At 34.8% G+C, this 19,164-nt stretch carries 16 protein-coding genes and 1 tRNA gene; 11 read left to right on the top strand and 6 right to left on the bottom strand.

Translation table 11 applies throughout. The annotated features are described in order from the left end of the window. The first annotated feature begins 104 nt into the window (after nucleotides 1–104). Nucleotides 105–566 carry a PA2169 family four-helix-bundle protein gene (locus ACJJVN_RS03395; protein WP_405369725.1) on the top strand — a complete coding sequence of 154 codons (462 nt, stop codon included), beginning with the start codon at nucleotides 105–107 and terminating at the stop codon, nucleotides 564–566. A 131-nt stretch (nucleotides 567–697) separates the two neighbouring features. Continuing rightward, nucleotides 698–3,529, top strand: a complete 2,832-nt coding sequence (locus ACJJVN_RS03390; RefSeq protein ID WP_405377132.1) for a M16 family metallopeptidase — start codon at nucleotides 698–700, stop codon at nucleotides 3,527–3,529. Between the two features lie 282 nt (nucleotides 3,530–3,811). Here the strand turns inward: ACJJVN_RS03390 and ACJJVN_RS03385 are convergent, their stop codons facing one another. Both ACJJVN_RS03385 and ACJJVN_RS03380 read right to left on the bottom strand, forming a co-directional pair. After that, on the bottom strand, nucleotides 3,812–4,672 hold the full coding sequence (locus tag ACJJVN_RS03385) for an OmpA family protein (RefSeq protein ID WP_104516034.1): 861 nt from the start codon (nucleotides 4,670–4,672) through the stop codon (nucleotides 3,812–3,814). A gap of 280 nt (nucleotides 4,673–4,952) precedes the next feature. Then, complete coding sequence (locus ACJJVN_RS03380; protein WP_104516033.1) at nucleotides 4,953–5,777, bottom strand: hypothetical protein; 825 nt, start codon at nucleotides 5,775–5,777, stop codon at nucleotides 4,953–4,955. Between the two features lie 137 nt (nucleotides 5,778–5,914). On the opposite strand from ACJJVN_RS03380, the gene acs reads away from it, so the two are divergent. Continuing rightward, nucleotides 5,915–7,825 (top strand): acetate--CoA ligase, encoded by a 1,911-nt coding sequence (acs, locus tag ACJJVN_RS03375; protein WP_405377131.1) that lies wholly within the window; start codon nucleotides 5,915–5,917, stop codon nucleotides 7,823–7,825. A gap of 50 nt (nucleotides 7,826–7,875) precedes the next feature. Beyond that, on the top strand, nucleotides 7,876–8,349 hold the full coding sequence (locus ACJJVN_RS03370) for a DUF4440 domain-containing protein (RefSeq protein ID WP_405377130.1): 474 nt from the start codon (nucleotides 7,876–7,878) through the stop codon (nucleotides 8,347–8,349). 81 nt (nucleotides 8,350–8,430) lie between these two features. Here the strand turns inward: ACJJVN_RS03370 and ACJJVN_RS03365 are convergent, their stop codons facing one another. Continuing rightward, a complete protein-coding gene (locus ACJJVN_RS03365; protein ID WP_405377129.1) occupies nucleotides 8,431–9,393 on the bottom strand; it encodes a mechanosensitive ion channel family protein in 963 nt (320 codons plus the stop codon). A gap of 156 nt (nucleotides 9,394–9,549) precedes the next feature. Here ACJJVN_RS03365 and ACJJVN_RS03360 point away from each other — a divergent pair, with 156 nt between their 5' ends. From ACJJVN_RS03360 to ACJJVN_RS03340, 5 genes are all read left to right on the top strand, one after another. After that, nucleotides 9,550–10,185 carry a hypothetical protein gene (locus tag ACJJVN_RS03360; protein ID WP_405377128.1) on the top strand — a complete coding sequence of 212 codons (636 nt, stop codon included), beginning with the start codon at nucleotides 9,550–9,552 and terminating at the stop codon, nucleotides 10,183–10,185. Nucleotides 10,186–10,237: 52 nt separating this feature from the next. After that, a complete protein-coding gene (era, locus tag ACJJVN_RS03355) occupies nucleotides 10,238–11,128 on the top strand; it encodes a GTPase Era (protein ID WP_104516030.1) in 891 nt (296 codons plus the stop codon). Nucleotides 11,129–11,311: 183 nt separating this feature from the next. Beyond that, nucleotides 11,312–11,872, top strand: coding sequence for an RNA polymerase sigma factor (locus tag ACJJVN_RS03350; RefSeq protein WP_405377127.1), 561 nt, complete (start codon nucleotides 11,312–11,314; stop codon nucleotides 11,870–11,872). Then, nucleotides 11,862–12,623, top strand: a complete 762-nt coding sequence (locus ACJJVN_RS03345) for a hypothetical protein (protein ID WP_405377126.1) — start codon at nucleotides 11,862–11,864, stop codon at nucleotides 12,621–12,623. The genes ACJJVN_RS03350 and ACJJVN_RS03345 overlap by 11 nt, the downstream gene beginning before the upstream one ends. Before the next feature lie 74 nt (nucleotides 12,624–12,697). Next, on the top strand, nucleotides 12,698–13,792 hold the full coding sequence (locus tag ACJJVN_RS03340) for a hypothetical protein (protein WP_405377125.1): 1,095 nt from the start codon (nucleotides 12,698–12,700) through the stop codon (nucleotides 13,790–13,792). Between the two features lie 505 nt (nucleotides 13,793–14,297). Here the strand turns inward: ACJJVN_RS03340 and rpsT are convergent. The 3 genes from rpsT to proS all read right to left on the bottom strand — a co-directional run bounded on the left by rpsT (nucleotide 14,298) and on the right by proS (nucleotide 16,239). After that, on the bottom strand, nucleotides 14,298–14,552 hold the full coding sequence (gene rpsT, locus ACJJVN_RS03335) for a 30S ribosomal protein S20 (protein ID WP_104516026.1): 255 nt from the start codon (nucleotides 14,550–14,552) through the stop codon (nucleotides 14,298–14,300). Between the two features lie 41 nt (nucleotides 14,553–14,593). Continuing rightward, a tRNA-Glu gene (locus tag ACJJVN_RS03330) sits at nucleotides 14,594–14,665 on the bottom strand. Nucleotides 14,666–14,760: 95 nt separating this feature from the next. Further along, entirely contained in the window at nucleotides 14,761–16,239 is a 1,479-nt protein-coding gene (gene proS, locus ACJJVN_RS03325; RefSeq protein WP_405377124.1) for a proline--tRNA ligase, read from the bottom strand. A gap of 108 nt (nucleotides 16,240–16,347) precedes the next feature. Between proS and ACJJVN_RS03320 the strand changes: the two genes are divergently transcribed. After that, nucleotides 16,348–17,478, top strand: a complete 1,131-nt coding sequence (locus tag ACJJVN_RS03320) for a hypothetical protein (RefSeq protein ID WP_405377123.1) — start codon at nucleotides 16,348–16,350, stop codon at nucleotides 17,476–17,478. A gap of 18 nt (nucleotides 17,479–17,496) precedes the next feature. Continuing rightward, on the top strand, nucleotides 17,497–19,026 hold the full coding sequence (locus ACJJVN_RS03315; RefSeq protein WP_405377122.1) for an OmpP1/FadL family transporter: 1,530 nt from the start codon (nucleotides 17,497–17,499) through the stop codon (nucleotides 19,024–19,026). Nucleotides 19,027–19,164 lie beyond the last annotated feature (138 nt).

Genomic DNA, 19,164 nt, shown 5'->3' with positions numbered 1-19,164 from the left:
TCTTTTACTCGTTCTTTTTGAAGAAGTTAAACCTTTCTCAACTCACAGTTTTTTAAGAAAAATGACTTATTTCTATCTGTATCTTTAATAAAAAACTAACTACCATGGAAAATGTAAAAACAGAACAATATCTCAACTCTTTATTAGAAAAAACATATGATGCACAACGTGGGTATGCAAATGCTGCCGAGGTTACAGAGCATGTACAATTAAAGAGATGGCTAGCACAACAAGGTGCAAGACGTACAGAATTTGCAGCGGCACTAGCTGGAGAGATGAAAGGAATGAATGAAAATCCTAAAAATGACGGTACATTTGCTGGAGACATGCACAGAGGCTGGATGAATATTAAAGCAGCCTTGAGTCTTAATAAAGACGAGTCTGTTCTAGAAGAATGTCTGACTGGTGAAAAATCTGCCATTGAAGAATATGATCAAGTGCTAGAACATAGAAGTGAGTTACCTCCTACTATTGTTTCAGTTCTAGAAGCTCAAAAAGACGAAATCCAAGCAACGGTTAATGAAGTAAAAACTTTAGAAGATTTTGCTCACGATCATAACTTATAGATGACACATACTTTGATAAAACCGCTCTATGAGCGGTTTTTTTATGCCCTTATAATTGAATTTAACTAATTTTAACAGTTGCTGATTTATTACTATAAGTACCTTGGTCACTTGAACCAAATCTATTACTCATGAAATTAACTAAATTTCTAGTACCAGCACTATTTCTAGCCGCTTTCATATCTTGTAAAGAAAATACACAAGAGACTCAAGAAGAACAAAGCGTCACTAACGATATTTCAATACCTTTTGAAAAACACACTCTAGAAAATGGACTAACCGTTATTTTTCATGAAGATAAATCTGATCCTGTAGTAGCTGTTGCGCTTACTGCACATGTAGGTAGCGCAAGAGAAAAAGCTGGTAAAACAGGGTTTGCCCATTTATTTGAACATCTCTTATTCTTAGAATCAGAAAACCTAGGCAAAGGTGGGCTCGATGAGATGAGTGCTAGAATAGGTGGCTCTGGAGCAAATGGCTCTACCAGTCGTGATGTGACTAATTATTTCCAGACTGTTCCTAAAGACGCCCTAGAAAAAATGATCTGGGCCGAGGCAGATAAACTAGGTTATTTCATAAACACAGTTACAGAACCTGTACTAGCCAAAGAAAAGCAAGTAGTAAAAAATGAAAAACGCCAGAGTGTAGATAACAATGCTTATGGTCATGAATCTTATGTGATAGGTAAAAATCTATATCCAGAAGGACATCCATACAACTGGCAAGTGATAGGTTCTCTAGAAGATCTTCAAAATGCATCGCTTCAAGATGTAAAAGATTTCTATAATGAATGGTACACTCCTAATAACGCGGTATTAACTATTGCTGGAGATTTTGATAAAAAGCAAGCTCTAGAATGGGTTGAAAAATACTTTGGAGAAATTAAAAGAGGTAAAACTGTAGAAAAGACTGTTGTAGAACCAGTTGTATTAAATGAATCTAAGAAATTGTATTTTGAAGATAATTTTGCCCAAACACCTAGACTGGCTATGACATGGCCTACAGTACCTAATTATGACAAAGATTCTTATGCTCTAGATATTCTAGGCACTTACCTTTCTAATGGTAAAAAAGCTCCTTTAAATAAGATTGTAATAGAAAAAGATCAAGTAGCAGACCAGGCATATGCTTACAGCTACACCACAGAACTCGCTGGACAATTCGGTCTAGTAGCAAGAGCATATGATGGCAAAGATCTAGATAGCGTTCTTACTAGTGTAAACAAGGCAATGGCATTATTTGAAAAAGATGGTATTTCTCAAAGTGACTTAGATCGTATTAAAACAAGTCAAGAAACAGATTTTTACAAAGGTCTATCCAGTGTTTTAGGTAAAGGATTTCAACTTACACAATATGAAATTCTAGCAGGAGATGCCGGTTTCTTAACTCAAGATGTTAAAAACATGCAAGCAGTTACTGTAGAAGATATAAAACGCGTTTATGAAACTTATATAAAAGATAAAAACTATGTGATGACCAGTTTTGTACCTAAGGGAAGTATAGACCTTGCTGTAAATGAATCCACCCTTGCTCAGGTAGCTGAAGAAAAAATAGTAGATGGTGCCGAAGAAAGCTTTGACGCTAGTATCACTGCTACTTATGAACGCACTCCATCTAGCTTTGAAAGAATAGAGCCTATGTATGGTCCTGCACCTCAACTAGCTATACCTAACGTTTATACAGAAACTTTATCTTCTGGTATTGAAGTATTAGCTATAGAAGATAATGAAGTACCTCTAGTACAATTACAGTTAGAGGTAGAAGGAGGTATGCTATTAGAAGACATTAAAAAGATAGGTGTTTCAAATATGCTAGCAGACTTAATGAACAAAGGTACAGCTACAAAAACACCTGCTCAACTAGAAGAAGCTATAGATCAATTAGGTGCAAATATCAACATATATTCTAGCAATCAAAGTATAGCCGTAAACGCTAGCTCACTATCTCGCAATTATAGTGAGGTGATGAGTCTTGTAAATGAAATGTTATTAGAGCCGCGATGGGATCAAAAAGAATTTGATTTAATAAAGCAACAAACTCTCAGTCAGATACAGCAACAAAAAGCAAGTCCTAGAGCTATCGCTGCAAATGAATTTGACAAATTAATATATGGAAAAGACCATATTCTAGCACAAAACAATCTAGGATCTAAAGAGAGTGTAGAAAGTATAAGTCTTGATGATTTAAAAAAGTATTACAACAGCTACCTAACACCACAACTAGCCAGCTTTAAAATAGTAGGTGATGTTAACAAGGATCAAGTAAAGACTTCTTTGAGTACTTTAAATAATAAATGGACTAAAAAAGAAGTAACCTTTCCAGAATTAGCGACAGTAAAAACACCAGAAAAATCGAGTGTTTATTTTTATGATGTACCTAATGCAAAACAATCTATTCTTAGTTTTGGGCATCCAGCAATCCCATCTACTGATAAAGATTTTTATAAAGTACAAGTTTTAAATTATCGTTTGGGCGGTGGTGGATTTGCATCACAACTCACACAGCAATTACGTGAAGGTAAAGGGTATACTTATGGAATAAGATCAAGTTATAGCGGCTCTCCATTATCAGGTATATTTAGTGTAAATAGTGGTGTTAGGTCTAATGTAACTTATGAATCTACAGCACTCGTAAAAGATATTTTAAATAATTACGGTGAGAATTTCAATGAGGAAGACCTACAAGTGACTAAAAGTTATATGATTAAATCTAGCGCTAGATCATTTGAATCTCAAGGAGCAAAATTAAGCATGCTTTCAAATATTCAAGAAGATGGACTGCCTGTAAATTACGCTCTTAAGCGTCAAGAAGTAGTGGATAATTTAACCATGGACGATATTAAAGAACTTGCCAATAAATACATCACACCAGATCACATGATCTATTTAATAGTAGGTGACAAAGCAACTCAATTTGACAAACTAGAAAAGCTAGGTTACGGTAAGCCTATTTTAATCAACTAGTGTACATTATTTAACTAACAAAAGGCTCTCTAAATTAATTAGAGAGCCTTTTTTAATGCTCTAGATTTTGAAAACAGACTCAAATAGAAACAGCATTATCGCTATAATAACTATTTAAAGACTCTGTAAGCACTACATTAATAAAATATGCATAACTCCAGCTTAAATAAACAACTCCGGCTAGTTCCTATTTTAAAGGTCCTATTAAAATATATTGCATAAAAAAAAAGTCCCAATCAACTATGTAGATTGGGACTTAACTTATCGAGAAATAATTACTTCTTATTTTTCGTTTTCACTTAATACGGCAACATCATTACCTAACATAGCAAAGAACTTATCAAGATTAGGCATGATAACGATTTGAGTTCTACGGTTTTTTGCCATATTCTCTTTATTATCATTTGCTACTATAGGGTCATAACTTGCTCTACCAGCAACAATTAATTGATCTGGTGCTACACCAAATTTCTTCTCTAATCTTCTAACAATAGCAGCACTTCTTTCAGTACTTAGGTCCCAGTTATCTTTAATATAACTACCGCCTTTTACGGTACGGCTATCTGTATGTCCTTCTACTAGAATTTCTAGAGACGGTTCTGACTTTACCACATTTGCGATACGTGCAAGAATATCATCTGCATCGTTACCTACTCTATAACTACTGTCTTTAAAAAGAAGATTGTCATCTATATTAATCATCACTACAGTTTCTTCTATAGATACTTTTAAATCTTCACTGTCTTGTGCACCTATGTTTTTTGAGATGTTATGAGCAATAGCAATATTTAAAGAATCTTTTAAAGTTGTTGCGCCAGCTAGTTTTGAAGCAGGTACATCTTTAAGAGTCTTGCGCATTGCATTTTTATTATTCTCAGACAGTACCAGTTCTCCATTAGGAGTACTCACCATCATACCATCTTTTTCTGTTTTAAGAGATGCTATTTTTGTGTTGTAACGTTCTACACGCATTTCTATTTGCGCCATTTTACCTTCTAGATCTTCTTTCTCTACTTGCGTTTTTTGCAATTCAGATCTTGTGTTGTTGTAGTTTGCTTCTAATTCTGTGTATTTCTTTTTAGATACACAACTCGCAAGAATAGTTGCAGCAGTTACTGCGAGAATTAAGTTTGACTTTTTCATAATAGGGTATTTGATTATTTTGTTGTGGCTAAGTAACGGAACTACTTTTCACCACAGTCTTTTTAATATCCTATGCTTTTGTTAAAGAATGTAAGTGTTTTGTTAATAGACTTGATAAACAAACACTTATAACTAAAAACAGTCTTTTTAGTTATGTTAAAAAATTATGATTTATTAAGAAAAAATATAGATCTATTCAGTTTTTTGTATAGATAAGATCTTTTTAAGAAGAATATATTTTTGAGATATCCGCTTTCGCGAAAGCGGAACAAGAACAAATTTAAAAAACCTTAAATCTAGCTCCGAAAACCATATTCACCTGATAAAACCAGAAACTCTGACTAGCAGAATCTGCCTCGTCCATAGTGGTTCTAACATCTGGTAAATTAATATAACCACCTTTTAATTCACTCTGTACAAAGAAATATTTCAAAAAGGTCAACTGTATACCACCTACTGCATTAACACCATATCCAGAAACATGAAACTGATCGTATCGCTGTTTATCTAATAATCTGGTATTAGTTTTAGGAACTAAAACCCCTGTTTCTAGACCGAATAAAGTATTCAATTCAAAATTTCTGTATTGAAAAAGATCGTCGTGACGTCTCAACCCTACATTCACATAATTTAAACCGTCTGTGTGCTCAAAGGTTAAGAAAGTCGGTTCTAAAACTATAGCCTCATTATTATAGACGCCATTATATAAGGAATTGGTATCGTTTATAAAACCGTTAATATTAACTGTCTGATTCTCTGCAACCACATATTTCATATGATCTATACCTAAAGATATACTATAGTTCTCTCTCACATAATATCCTATCCTAAAGTTATATTGAGGTATCGTAATAGATCCTGGATTTAAATATTTACCAGGGTCAAAATCACTTTGCCTGTCGTATGCTTGTACATTATCTAGAGTAAAATCATATCCATCTCCTTTAAAAGTAATATCACTATCACTGTAACCAGAAAGATTCCAGCCCCAATACACATAAAAATCACCTTTTTTAACTCGTGAATTATTAGTGTTTAAAGAATCTTGAGCATTAACGCTACCAACTACAGACAATAAAAATAAGATGCGGACCAGGTTATTCACTACGTATATTTTGAGTTTACAAAAGTAATTCTAATTCTATGTATAGATTCAATTTCACATAGATTAATAATATACTGTTATAATGAACTAGATCGAGAATTATTTTACATATTTTTAATGACCCAAAATTCAAAGCTATGAGTAATTATCACATAAAACATTTAGAAGAATACTGGCAGGTATATAGAAAATCAGTTAGACATCCAGAACATTTCTGGGAAGAAGTAGCCGAAGAACATTTTTTATGGCGCAAGCGATGGAATAAAGTTCTAGAGTGGGATTTTAATACACCTATAGTAAAATGGTATGATGGGGCACAACTCAATATTACAGAGAATTGCCTAGACAGACATCTTACCACTCGCGGTAATAAAACGGCTATTCTCTTTGAACCAAATGATCCTAATGAGCCTGCACAACACATTACCTATACGAAGCTACATGAACGTGTGTGTAAATTTGCAAACGTTTTAAAATCTCAAGGTGTTCAAAAAGGAGATAGAGTATGTATTTATTTACCTATGATACCAGAATTAACGGTCGCTCTACTCGCTTGCGCAAGAATAGGCGCTGTTCACTCAGTAATATTTGCTGGGTTTAGTGCCACTGCAATAGCATCGCGTATTAACGATTGTGATTGTAAACTAGTTATATGTAGTGACGGTAGTTATCGAGGTAAAAAAACGATAGATCTTAAATCGCTAGTGGATAAAGCACTAGAAAATTGCGATGTTGACACTGTATTGGTAGTTAATAGAACTGGTAATGATGTACAAATGAAAGAAGGACGTGATCAATGGATCGCTCCTTTATTAGAAAGTGCTAGTGCAGACTGCCCAGTAGAGATTATGGAGGCCGAAGATCCTCTTTTTATTCTCTATACTTCTGGATCTACTGGTAGACCTAAAGGTATGTTACATACAACAGCTGGTTATATGGTGTATACTGCTTATACTTTTAAGAATGTATTTCAATATAGAGAAAATGATGTGTACTGGTGTACGGCAGATATAGGCTGGATAACTGGGCACAGTTATATAGTATATGGACCATTATGTAATGGTGCTACTTCTGTAATGTTTGAAGGTGTGCCTTCTTACCCAGATTACGGGAGATTCTGGAACATAGTAGAAAAGCATAAGGTAACTCAGTTCTATACCGCTCCTACAGCAATAAGAGCTCTGGCTAAGGAAAAAATAGAATTCACGTCTCAATATGACCTCAGCTCTCTTAAGGTTTTAGGTACCGTAGGAGAACCTATTAATGAAGAGGCATGGCACTGGTATAATGAGAATATAGGAAAGAAGAAAAGCCCTATAGCCGACACGTGGTTCCAGACGGAGACTGGCGGTATTATGATAAGCCCTATTCCCTACTCTACGCCTACCATCCCGACATTTGCTACACTACCACTACCTGGAGTACAATTAGCATTAATGGATGACAATCGTGAAGAAATTAAAGGAAATCAAGTAGAAGGTAAATTGTGTATCAAATTCCCATGGCCATCTATGGCACGTACTATTTATGGCGATCACAATCGTTATAGAGAAACGTACTTCAGCGCCTATGATAATATGTATTTTACTGGTGATGGTGCTTTAAGAGATGCGGTAGGTTATTATAGAATCACTGGTCGTGTAGATGACGTTATTATAGTTAGTGGTCACAATCTAGGTACCGCACCTATAGAAGATGCCATTAACGAGCACCCAGCAGTTGCAGAAAGTGCTATAGTAGGTTACCCACATGACGTTAAAGGAAACGCGCTTTACGGTTACATTACTTTAAAAGAAACTGGTGAAAAGAGAAATCAAGATAATCTTTATAAAGAGATCAATGATATGATTACTTCTAGAATAGGACCAATTGCAAAATTAGATCTCATACAGTTTACCGAGGGACTTCCTAAAACACGTAGTGGTAAAATTATGCGACGTATTTTAAGGAAAATTGCACATCAAGAATCTGATCAATTAGGTGATATATCTACTTTAATAAACCCTGAAGTAGTAGAAAGTTTAATTAAAGGATCTTTAATTAAATAACTCAAACGCCATTTAACCATCGATCTTGTTAAAGTGCAAAATAAAAAATTATGAAAAACATCTTTAAAGCTATAATCATTACCATCTTCTTCACTAGCTGCGTTCAAATTAAAACTAGCGATACATCTACTACCAGTTCAAAAGATGTAGATGAGGTAGAAGTTTTAATACAGAATATATTTGACGATATATGGTCAGACCATCAAGCAGATGCTATTTCAAAATACCATACAGATGATTTTCTACTTTTAGAACATGGAGAAGTATGGACTAACGACACCATTGCAAATTGGTGTAAAATGGCTGCAATGAGAGATAATGGGTCAAAACGTGTCAATAATTTTGAGCGTATAAGCGCAAAGCAGGATGGCAACAAAATATGGCTCGCTTATCACAACTATGCTACCATAACTAAAGATTCTACAGAGAGAAATCTTAGCTGGTTAGAAAGTGTTGTTGCTGTAAAGAAAGATAGTATCTGGAAATTAGAACTTATGCACTCTACTCGCAATACTAAAAATTAAAAAAGATCTTTAAACAAAATCTTTAAAACCAAAAAGCCCCAAAAGAATCAACTCTTGGGGCTTTTAAATTTAGTAAAATTATTACTGCTGTATATCTGTAATATTTTTCATTTGTAAATTATTATTAAACTCTAACGTTCTTATTGGGAACGGTATGTTAATACCATCTTTATCAAATGCTTTCTTAATTCCTATTACAGCATCACTTAAAGCTATATGTTTTTGTTTAGCTTTTTTTGCATCTACCCAAAAACGCAGCATAAAGTTGATACTACTATCACCGAATTCATTGTAGAAAAACTCTACCTCTTCACTACCTTGTTGCTTAAACATGCCCTCTATAGTATCTGTTGCCAGTTTTTTTACTGCCTCTAGATCACTTTCATAACCTACTCCACACTCGAGAGTAATTCTCATACGTGGTGTAAGCGTCCAGTTTTTCATGGGGTTATCAATAATCGTTTTATTAGGTATGAGAACTAGATTATTATCTGCCTGTTTAATAATAAACTTATCTAACTGTATTTCCATCACCTCACCAGAAAAATCTGTAGTTTCTATCCAGTCACCTACTTTAACCTGTTTACGGAAAGAAAGCACGATACCACTTATTATATTAGAAAGCGATCCTTGTAACGCTAGACCTATTACCAGTCCAGAGATACCAGCACCAGCTATTATACCTTGTACCGCATCATTTAATTGCAATACGCTCATAGCTATAAATATCCCACCCAAAACAACGATAATGGCCACTGCTTTACCTGCCAGCCTTTTGACACTTTCTTGTGCTTTATTGCCTAAAAGTTTGCGCACCCCTTTATCTACATATTTAGATATAAAATAAGAAATGATGAGAACTATAATTGCTATTCCTAAATTAGGTAGCAAACGCACAAAAGAATTATACCAGCCAGTGAGTTGACCCCATATCAAGGTTCCACTGTCCTTCAATTCAGGTAAATTCTTTACTGCTTCTTCGGTTTGTTGTAATAATATCATAGGGTCAAATCTAATACTATAAAAACCCCAACCCATATTCATTAACATGGTTTAACTACTTTATCTCATTTTTAAGATAGTTTTTATAACAATCCCTATGATATTTAACTTTTAAACTAAAAAACCTCTATTTCAACAGTTTTTATATAAATTTTTCATACCACTCACTGACCTATTAATAACTTGTATCTTTATCATATGAAAAACATTATAATTACTCTTATCATATCGATTTCTCTCATCTCTTGTAAAAACAATAAAGAGGTTCTAGAATCATTCTCTACAGTAACAGAAAATCAACTACTTGATAACGACACTTTAATAGCCTCTAATCTGTCCTTAATGTCGCAAATTGAAAACAAAGCGATGACACAACCAGATAAATATGCTCAAATTTACAGCCAGTCCTTAGAGTTTCACGACAAAATTTCTACCCTAGATAATCAATTAAAAGAGATTATTACGAGCATTCATGATCATATAGGAGAAACAACTGATTATTCTAAAATGGGAGATAACTTAGATAATTTATTATTTAATCAAGACGGCACACCTGCTGCCACTGGTGAAAAAATAATCGAGGCTATAACAGATTTCAATACGACCACACAAGACCAACTCTTCTTTTATCCAAAAGCAGAAAAAATCATGAAAGAACATTTCACTGTAGAAACTGTTCAAAATCGTGAGGGTAAAGAAATCACTTACCTAGACTATCACTTTAAAGGATATCCTGCTATCGCATCTATTGCAAAAATAACAACCCTACAAAACGATGCCTTACAGACAGAAAATCAATTCTTAAGAGAATTAATAGAAAACCCAGAACACTAAAAAATTCCAGCATTAAAATCTTGAATAATTCCCTAAAGACTATCTTTGCAAAATGGAACATAAAGCAGGATTTGTAAACATAGTAGGTAACCCTAACGTAGGTAAAAGTACGTTAATGAACTCACTGGTAGGTGAACGTCTATCTATTATCACATCAAAAGCACAGACTACACGTCACCGTATTCTAGGTATTGTAAACGGAGAAGATTTTCAGGCCGTAATTAGTGACACACCAGGTATTATAAAACCAGCATACAAGCTTCAAGAAAGTATGATGGAGTTTGTAAAAAATGCTTTTGAAGATGCAGACTGTATTCTTTATATGGTAGAACTAGGCGAGAAAGAACTAAAAAATGAGGCATTTGAAAAACGATTGACCTTTGCAGAAGTTCCTGTTTTTGTAATTATTAATAAAATAGATCAGGGAGATCCAGAATCACTTGCTGAAGCTCTAGAACACTGGAAAGAAAGACTACCTAACGCAGAGATTTTTGCCATTAGTGCTTTAAAAAACTTTGGTGTTCCAGAATTACTTGCTCGCATTGTAGAAACCTTACCTGCTTCTCCTGCATTTTACCCTAAAGATGCTTTAACTGATAAGCCAGAACGCTTCTTTGTTAACGAGAGCATCAGAGAGAAAATCTTGATTCATTACAAAAAGGAAATTCCTTATTCTGTAGAAATAGATACAGAAGAGTTTTTTGAAGATGAAAAAATCATCAGAATACGCTCTGTCATCATGGTAGAACGCGAGACTCAAAAGGGAATCATCATCGGCCATAAAGGAACTGCTATTAAACGTGTAGGTACAGAGGCTAGAAAAGATTTACAAAAATTCTTCGGTAAACAAGTTCATATCGAGTTGTATGTAAAAGTGAATAAAAACTGGCGTAGCAACGAGAAACAGTTGAGACGTTTCGGTTATAAAGGAGATAATAAATAAAAAATCACACTTTACAATCTCATTAATAAATCCCTTGCAATCATAGTTGTAAGGGATTTTTTTTGCTTTGTTACGCTTTCGCGAAAGCGGAATTCCAATAAACATATAAAAAAGTTCCAACTACCAGACAACCTTTTTAAAACACTCTCGTCTTTATAAGTAGAAAGCATGTAAATTGTGAAAGTGATACAACTATATACTAACGAGAAAAAGCTGATTCAAAAAGCTGCCCAAGGCGATAGAAAATCGCAGAAGCATCTTTTTGATAAGCACGCACCTAAGATGTTGAGTGTGTGCCGTCAGTATATCTCGCCAGTAGAGACTGCTGAAGAAATCATGTTAAATGGATTCTTTAAAACCTTTACAAAATTAGACAGCTTTTCTCACGAAGGCAGCTTTGAAGGCTGGGTGCGCAGGATTATGGTAAGAGAATGTATCGATCACCTGAGAAAAAAAGATCCTTTTAAATTTAAGGATGAGATCGATGAGCAAAAAATAGGTTGCGAAGATAAAGACGAAGAAGAATCTGACTTGCCACTAGATCTTATACAAGAATGTGTAGATAATTTACCCCATGGATACAAGAGCGTCTTTATGATGTACGCCGTAGATGGTTTTAAACACAAAGAAATTGCACAAGCTTTAAACATAAGTGAGAACACGAGTAAAACGCAGTATCGCAAGGCTAGAATAATGTTACAGGCCGAAGTACAACAAATAAGAAAGCAACGTTATGAAGCTTAAAAACATAAAAAACTCTTTTAATAATCGTGAGATAGAACCTAGCGCTGGCGCATGGGATCAACTAGCAGCACGATTAGATCAAGAAGAAAAGAACAAGAAAAAACCATTTATATATTGGTTGGGTGCTATTGCGGCTATTTTTATTTTAGGTGTGGTTTTATATCCGTTTTTAAATGGTGATTCTATACCACTAGAAAATAATGAAAACACCATCGTTTTAGAAGACACAACTCCTACTAAAGAATCAACCGGTAAAAAGAGCGATATAGCCTTAGAAAATAAATTAGATTTTGAAGAAAAAACAGAAAGCTCTGTAGAGAAACAATTAATCAAAAACACAACTCCTACCGTCGTATCAGAAAAAAGAAAACAAAAAAGATCTTCTCACATTGCTAGCGTTTCCAAAACAATAGTAAATAAGCAAATAGTAAATGAAGAGTCAACTGTAAAGAAGATAAAAACAAACTCCTCTATAGAAGACAACAGCATCAATCCTTTATTATCTAATCCTATTGCACAAATAACACCTAAGAAACTTACTGCCGAAGAAGAAATGGAATTGCTTTTAAATGAAGCGATGCAAAATACTCCCAAGACAGTAATTGCAACTAAAGAATATAATATAGACCAACTGGTACGAGAAAGCGAATGGGATATTGAAGCAGACCGCAGGAACAAGATTAATAACGCCATCTTTAATCAACTAGGTAATCTAAAGGCCGAAGCTCTTACACTTATTAGTAAGAAATAATTAACCCCTTTTTTAAATTAAAAACTGCTGTTATAAACAACGGACAGCCATACTTATATCTAAAAAACACTATTATGAAAACAAACCGACTATTATCAACATTAGTTTTACTCACCATTTGCTTTACAAGTCTGGCGCAAAAAAAGAAAGATTATGAAATAAAAATCGATACTGTAAACGGAAAAGCTGTGCGCTACGCAGACTTTGGAGATGGAACGTATGAAGAAATGAAAAAATCCAAGCTTTTAACTATTAACAGGTTGCAGAAAGAACATGAAATTTACGCTTCAAATGAAAAAACATTTCTAAAAGAACAAATTGAAAGAATAAACGAAAGAGTTAAAAACGGGAAAATGACCGAGGAAAAAGCAACGGAGTTTAAAAGAAATCATGCGCAAAACGTTGCCGATAGAATAATGGCTCATAAAACCAAAACAGAAGCAGAAATTGAATTCGCAAAAATAACAACATCACTTGTATCTCCAGAAAATGTAGACGTAAGTGTAAATATTGATTATCGCAGAAAATATCAAAAAGAGATAAAAACAACATCTCGTCTTACTGCAGGTAGTGGATACAATTTTATGACAGGAGATAATCTTAGTATTGATGATTTTGGCTGGGCAGACGACAACACGTACATTTCATTTGGCTATCAATGGCAAACTGCCATCAGTAAAAATCAAAAATGGAGGTTTAATTATGGTATTACATATCAATCGCATAAAACAGAGTTAAATGGAGGTAGAATATTTTCTCCTAATACAGATCAAACTCAACTGGTTGGTATAGGCTTTGATACAAACAAAGCGATTTTTAGGCAAGATCAATTAGTATTTCCTTTAAACATTGAATTTGGCGGTACTTCAAAAAAAGAATTTGAAGACGGCAGAATACGCTACAATCAAAGAGGGAAATGGAAAGCTGGAATGGGAGGATTTGTAGGTTTTAACATGAGTTCCAGAATAAAGCTTAAATATGAACAAAATGGACGCAAAATTAAACAAACTACCGTAAATGCTTTTGACACTAATCCTTGGGTTTATGGGGTTGATGCTTTCGTAGGATATGGAAACTACACCCTTTTCGGTCGTATGAATTTAAATAATGTGTTTAAATCTGGATCAGTAGACGCGCAGTATGTAAGTTTTGGAATAAGACTCCAATAGATTTATTTAAATCTAGCCAGTAAAGTCCTTGCGTTAAATCGTAAGGGCTTTTTTTTTAGTTTAAAACATATTAGATATTAATTATGTCTCCATCTATTATTCAGCGATACTATGCGTAAGGCTTACTTTTAATTGCTGGCTCATTCTTTTTAGAGTTTATAGAAGGAGATCTATGAAAATAATAACCTATTCATATTTTAGCACTAGTATCAACCTTGTTGTAAAGAAGAAGAAGAAGAAGAAGAAGAAGAAAGACTACGACAGAACTTTAGTTTTAAACTTTCACCCTACGTTGTGATATAAAGTAAAGCTAAATCATATTATTTAAACTCTAAAAGAGCGTTGTTTTGATACTATCTATCACTGTATAGAAATACATATACAGATGGTTATCAGTTCTGCTTTCGCGAAAGCGAAACTTTCATATAGCTAAGCTAGAATATTAAGCACAAAAAAAAGCCTTTCAGAAAACTGAAAGGCTTTTAATAATGAGGTTGCTTTACAATTAAGCCATAGCATTCACTTGCTTTGTAAGCTTAGATTTAAGGTTACCTGCTTTGTTAGCATGTATAACATTATTCTTAGCTAGCTTATCAAGCATAGAAGTTACTTCTGTAAGAAGCTTTTGAGCAGCTGTCTTATCTTCTGTTTCTTTTAACGCTTTGATTGCATTACGCGTAGTTTTGTGCTGATACTTATTTCTAAGTCTCGCTACTTCATTTCTACGAATTCTTTTTAAAGCACTTTTGTGATTTGCCATATCTTGTAAAACTTGATCCTTTTATAGATCGATTTAATTTGTAGCCCGTAGGGGAATCGAACCCCTCTTACATGGATGAAAACCATGCGTCCTAGCCGATAGACGAACGGGCCATTGCGTTTGCTCGTTTAAGCGGTTGCAAAGATAGTCCCTTTTTTTAATTGCGCAATAGAAAAATGAAAAAAAATCAATTTTTTTTTGATTTTAATTAATACGCCTTTGCAAAAAGCACTCTTTTATTAGACTTCTTCCCAGTAAACACGCACTCTCCAGGCTCTTCTACAGCATCTAGAGGTATACATCTAATTGTTGCCTTAGTAAGATCTTTTATTTTATCCTCGGTCTCCATAGTTCCATCCCAGTGTGCAGAAATAAAGCCACCTTTAGTTTCTAGAACCTCTTTAAACTCATCAAAACTATTTACTTCAGTAATATGAGTATCTCTATAATTCAATGCCTTATCATGAAGCGATTGCTGTATTTCGGCTAATAAATCTTTAACCTTAGTTGCAATTCCGTCTATAGAAGTAGTTTCTTTAGAAAGTGTATCTCTACGTGCTAGCTCAACCGTACCGTTTTCTAAATCTCTAGAACCTATAGCTATTCTTAAAGGAACACCTTGTAATTCATGCTGCGCAAATTTTGCTCCAGGCCTTAAAGTATCTCTAGAATCAAATTTAACGGTTACACCTAAAGATCTTAACTCTTTAACAATACCGTTCACTACTTCTGAAATAGCCTCTAATTGTTCTTCATTTTTAAAAATAGGAACAATCACTACCTGATTAGGTGCCAAGTTAGGAGGCAGTACTAATCCTTGATCATCACTATGCGTCATGATAAGCGCGCCCATTAATCTAGTAGACACACCCCATGATGTTGCCCACACATGTTCTTGCTTCCCTTCTTTAGAAGTGAACTTTACGTCAAAGGCTTTTGCAAAATTTTGACCTAAGAAATGACTCGTCCCAGCTTGTAACGCTTTTCCATCCTGCATTAAAGCCTCAATACAATACGTCTCATCTGCTCCAGCAAAACGTTCACTTTCTGTTTTTAACCCTTTAATAACAGGAATAGCCATAAAGTTCTCTGCAAAATCAGCATAGATATCATTCATTTGTTCTGCCTCGGCAATAGCCTCTTTTTTAGTGGCATGAGCTGTATGTCCTTCTTGCCATAAAAATTCTGCAGTACGGAGAAACAATCTGGTCCTCATCTCCCATCTCATAACATTTGCCCATTGATTAATAAGCAATGGTAAATCTCTATACGACTGGATCCAACCTTTGTAGGTATTCCAAATAATAGCCTCACTAGTAGGTCTTACTACCAGCTCTTCTTCTAGCTTTGCATTAGGATCTACTCTTAACTTACCTGGATTATCTGGATCATTTTGCAGTCTATAATGTGTTACAACAGCACATTCTTTTGCAAATCCTTCAGCATTTTTTTCTTCTGCTTCAAAAAGACTTTTCGGAACTAGTAATGGGAAATAAGCATTTTGATGGCCAGTTTCTTTAAACATGCGATCTAATTCTGCTTGCATTTTCTCCCAAATAGCATAACCATACGGCTTAATAACCATACAACCTCTTACGGCGCTATTTTCTGCTAGATCTGCTTGAACTACTAATTCGTTATACCATTTAGAGTAGTCTTCGCTACGAGTCGTAAGGTTTTTACCCATAATATTTATTTTGGCACAAAACTTGTGCTATTATTAGAACTTTGTTAATTGCTTTTTATGCTTGACAAAACTACTTATTTTTATCAAACGCTATCAAATAAATATATCATGAAAAAACTTAACTTAAGAAATACTGCTTTTTACAACACAGCAGCAATGATTTTACTAGCTGCTGTAATCACTTCTTGCGGTTCTTACCAAAGTGTTTCATACAATGATGGAATTTATGGTGATAACGATTACAATACTACTACAGAAAATCCTGAACCAGTAGGATATGAAGATAATTCCTCTTCTTATTATCAATCTTTATTTCAAGAAGGTGCAGATAGCCATGGAAATAATTTTTCTGAAGAAGCTGTTTTTACAGATGTAGAAAACTACTCATCAAGCAGTTATAACGAATCTGACCCTGACTACACAGCTAGTTATGGTGGTGGTGAGCCTGGATGGGGTACTAACCCTTCAGAGGTAACTGTTAATTATTACAGCAGTGGCTGGAATAACAGATTCGGTTGGGGAAATGGTTTCTACGGAAACGGTTTTGGATACAATAACTGGGGCTGGAATGGTGGTTTCTACGGTTTCAATAGATTTGGTTGGAATAATTATGGTTTCGCAGGTTTTTACGGAAACGGATTCGGCTATGGATGGAACAACTACGGATACAATGGTTTTTACGGCAATTATTATGGCGGTTACTATGGAGGATACTTTGGTAATGGATATAATAGATATTACAGAAACAACAGACGTAATAACGTAAGCGGATATGCTTATCAAAACTCTAATCGAGGATCTAGAGGACAATTACTAAACTCTAGAGGTCGTTCTACTTACAATGGAAGAAGCGCCACTTATAGCAGAAACAATACTACAAGCGGTCGCTCTACCGCTACCACTAGAAGCGCTACTAACAGCAGAAATCGTTCAACCAGAGCTAGTAATTCTAGATCAACTACTACAAGAAGAAGCTCTAACTCTACAAGAAGTAATTCAGGAACAATGAGGACCACGAGATCTACGAGAAGTAATACAGGAACGATGAGGTCCTCAAGCTCTACGAGAAGTAATACGGGAACAATGAGATCCTCAAGCTCTACGAGAAGTAATACGGGAACGATGAGATCTTCTGGATCTTCTAGCCGTTCCTCTAGTAGAGCAAGATCATCTAGCTCTAGCTCAAGATCTTCAAGCGGTTCTAGATCAAGTGGTAGATCTTCTGGTAGAAGAGGTTAATATTCAAACATTTAAAACATGAAAAATATTTTAATTTTAAGCGCGCTATTTGCTAGCGCGTTTTTTAGTAGCGCCCAGAGCGTAAGTGATGGATTACTTTATACAGGTCGGGATTTAAAAGGAACAGCTCGCTATAGAGGTTTAAGTGGTGCTTTTGGAGCATTAGGTGGCGACCTTAGTGCCATAGGATCTAACCCTGCAAGTTCTGTAGTTTTTGCAAATAATTATGCCAGTTTTTCTTTAAATTTTACCGGTAGTGATAACACATCAAATTATTTTGGCACAACAACATTTTCTGATGAATCTGACATAGATATAAATCAAGCAGGTGGCGTGTTAGTTTTTCAAACGCCTGAGAACAGAACGGTGACTAAATTTGCGATGAGTCTCAATTACGACACGACTAGAAACTTTGACAACTCTCTAAGAGTAATAGGAACAAGCCCTACCTCTATATCACAATATTTTTTAAATAATGCATCTGGCATAGCCGTAGACAATTTTACCGTTAGAACTGCCGAAGGTGAAACAACAAGCGATCTATATCGCTTTTTAGGACAGGATTTAGGATTCGGTGCACAGCAAGGCTTTTTAGGTTATGAATCTTTTTTAATCAATTCTACCACAGACAGCCCTAATGGAAATACTGATTTAACTAACACTGTTTACACCAGCGCTACTGGAACAGGCAGTTTTAATCAAGATTACCTGGTTGAAACAACTGGTTACAACAGCAAATTTAGTTTTAACGGCGCTCTAGAATTGAATAAAAAATGGAATCTAGGTATCAACCTCAACTCTCACATTATAAGTTCAGAGAGATTTACAAGTATAGAAGAAAGAAATTCTAATACTGACGCTACGATAACCGACGTGAGATTTGACAACCGCTTATCTACCGAAGGTAATGGATTTTCTTTTCAACTAGGGTTGATAGGTAAAGTTACTGACAACATAAGAATAGGTGCTACTTATGAATCACCTACATGGTACACCATAGAAGAAACACAAATTCAAGAAATCACAACCATAAGCAATGATGGCGCAATAGCGACTGTATCACCTAATGTCTTAAACGTATTTGCTCCATATGAATTAAGATCACCAGGAAGCGTTACTGGTAGCATCGCTTATATATTTGGTAAAAAAGGACTATTAAGCCTGGATTACACTTCTAGAGATTATAGCCAACTTAAATTTAGCCCAGACGATAGCGATCTATTCGTAAACAACAACGCTTTTATTGACAGCAACCTTTCTAGAGCATCGAGTGTAAGAATAGGTGGTGAATACCGTATAAATAACTGGACATTAAGAGGTGGATACCGTATAGAAGAATCTCCTTATGATAATAAAGCTATCATGGACGATCTTACAGGTTACAGTCTAGGCTTAGGTTACTCATGGGGTAAAACTATTCTAGATATTTCTTATGACCATTCTGAAAGAGATTACAGTCAGCAATTATTTGACAGTGGTCTAGACACACCAGCTGGCGTTCTTAATGAGCTTGATAATATTGTGGTAACTTTAGGTTTTAATTTATAAATAGCTTCTCGCTTCTCCTATAGCGACACACAAAAATACACAGAGCATCTACTATAAAGTAGATGCTTTTTTTATGGACCTAAAATCTCTAAACAAAGATACTAACGCGTAAAATCGACCTGAAATAAAACAATGTAT

It is taken from the genome of Nonlabens sp. Asnod3-A02 (assembly GCF_045063755.1).
GTDB lineage: Bacteria > Bacteroidota > Bacteroidia > Flavobacteriales > Flavobacteriaceae > Nonlabens > Nonlabens xylanidelens.
The sequence above is the reverse complement of the archived record's forward strand: the minus strand, read 5'-3'. Positions and strand labels throughout refer to the sequence as shown.

Bases quoted from the DNA above. Each gene is read 5' to 3' on its own strand.
- ACJJVN_RS03395 (WP_405369725.1), top strand. From the start codon at position 105: ATGGAAAATGTAAAAACAGAACAATATCTCAACTCTTTATTAGAAAAA.
- ACJJVN_RS03390 (WP_405377132.1), top strand. From the start codon at position 698: ATGAAATTAACTAAATTTCTAGTACCAGCACTATTTCTAGCCGCTTTC.
- ACJJVN_RS03385 (WP_104516034.1), bottom strand. From the start codon at position 4,672: ATGAAAAAGTCAAACTTAATTCTCGCAGTAACTGCTGCAACTATTCTT.
- acs (WP_405377131.1), top strand. From the start codon at position 5,915: ATGAGTAATTATCACATAAAACATTTAGAAGAATACTGGCAGGTATAT.
- ACJJVN_RS03370 (WP_405377130.1), top strand. From the start codon at position 7,876: ATGAAAAACATCTTTAAAGCTATAATCATTACCATCTTCTTCACTAGC.
- ACJJVN_RS03365 (WP_405377129.1), bottom strand. From the start codon at position 9,393: ATGAATATGGGTTGGGGTTTTTATAGTATTAGATTTGACCCTATGATA.
- ACJJVN_RS03360 (WP_405377128.1), top strand. From the start codon at position 9,550: ATGAAAAACATTATAATTACTCTTATCATATCGATTTCTCTCATCTCT.
- era (WP_104516030.1), top strand. From the start codon at position 10,238: ATGGAACATAAAGCAGGATTTGTAAACATAGTAGGTAACCCTAACGTA.
- ACJJVN_RS03345 (WP_405377126.1), top strand. From the start codon at position 11,862: ATGAAGCTTAAAAACATAAAAAACTCTTTTAATAATCGTGAGATAGAA.
- ACJJVN_RS03340 (WP_405377125.1), top strand. From the start codon at position 12,698: ATGAAAACAAACCGACTATTATCAACATTAGTTTTACTCACCATTTGC.
- rpsT (WP_104516026.1), bottom strand. From the start codon at position 14,552: ATGGCAAATCACAAAAGTGCTTTAAAAAGAATTCGTAGAAATGAAGTA.
- proS (WP_405377124.1), bottom strand. From the start codon at position 16,239: ATGGGTAAAAACCTTACGACTCGTAGCGAAGACTACTCTAAATGGTAT.
- ACJJVN_RS03320 (WP_405377123.1), top strand. From the start codon at position 16,348: ATGAAAAAACTTAACTTAAGAAATACTGCTTTTTACAACACAGCAGCA.
- ACJJVN_RS03315 (WP_405377122.1), top strand. From the start codon at position 17,497: ATGAAAAATATTTTAATTTTAAGCGCGCTATTTGCTAGCGCGTTTTTT.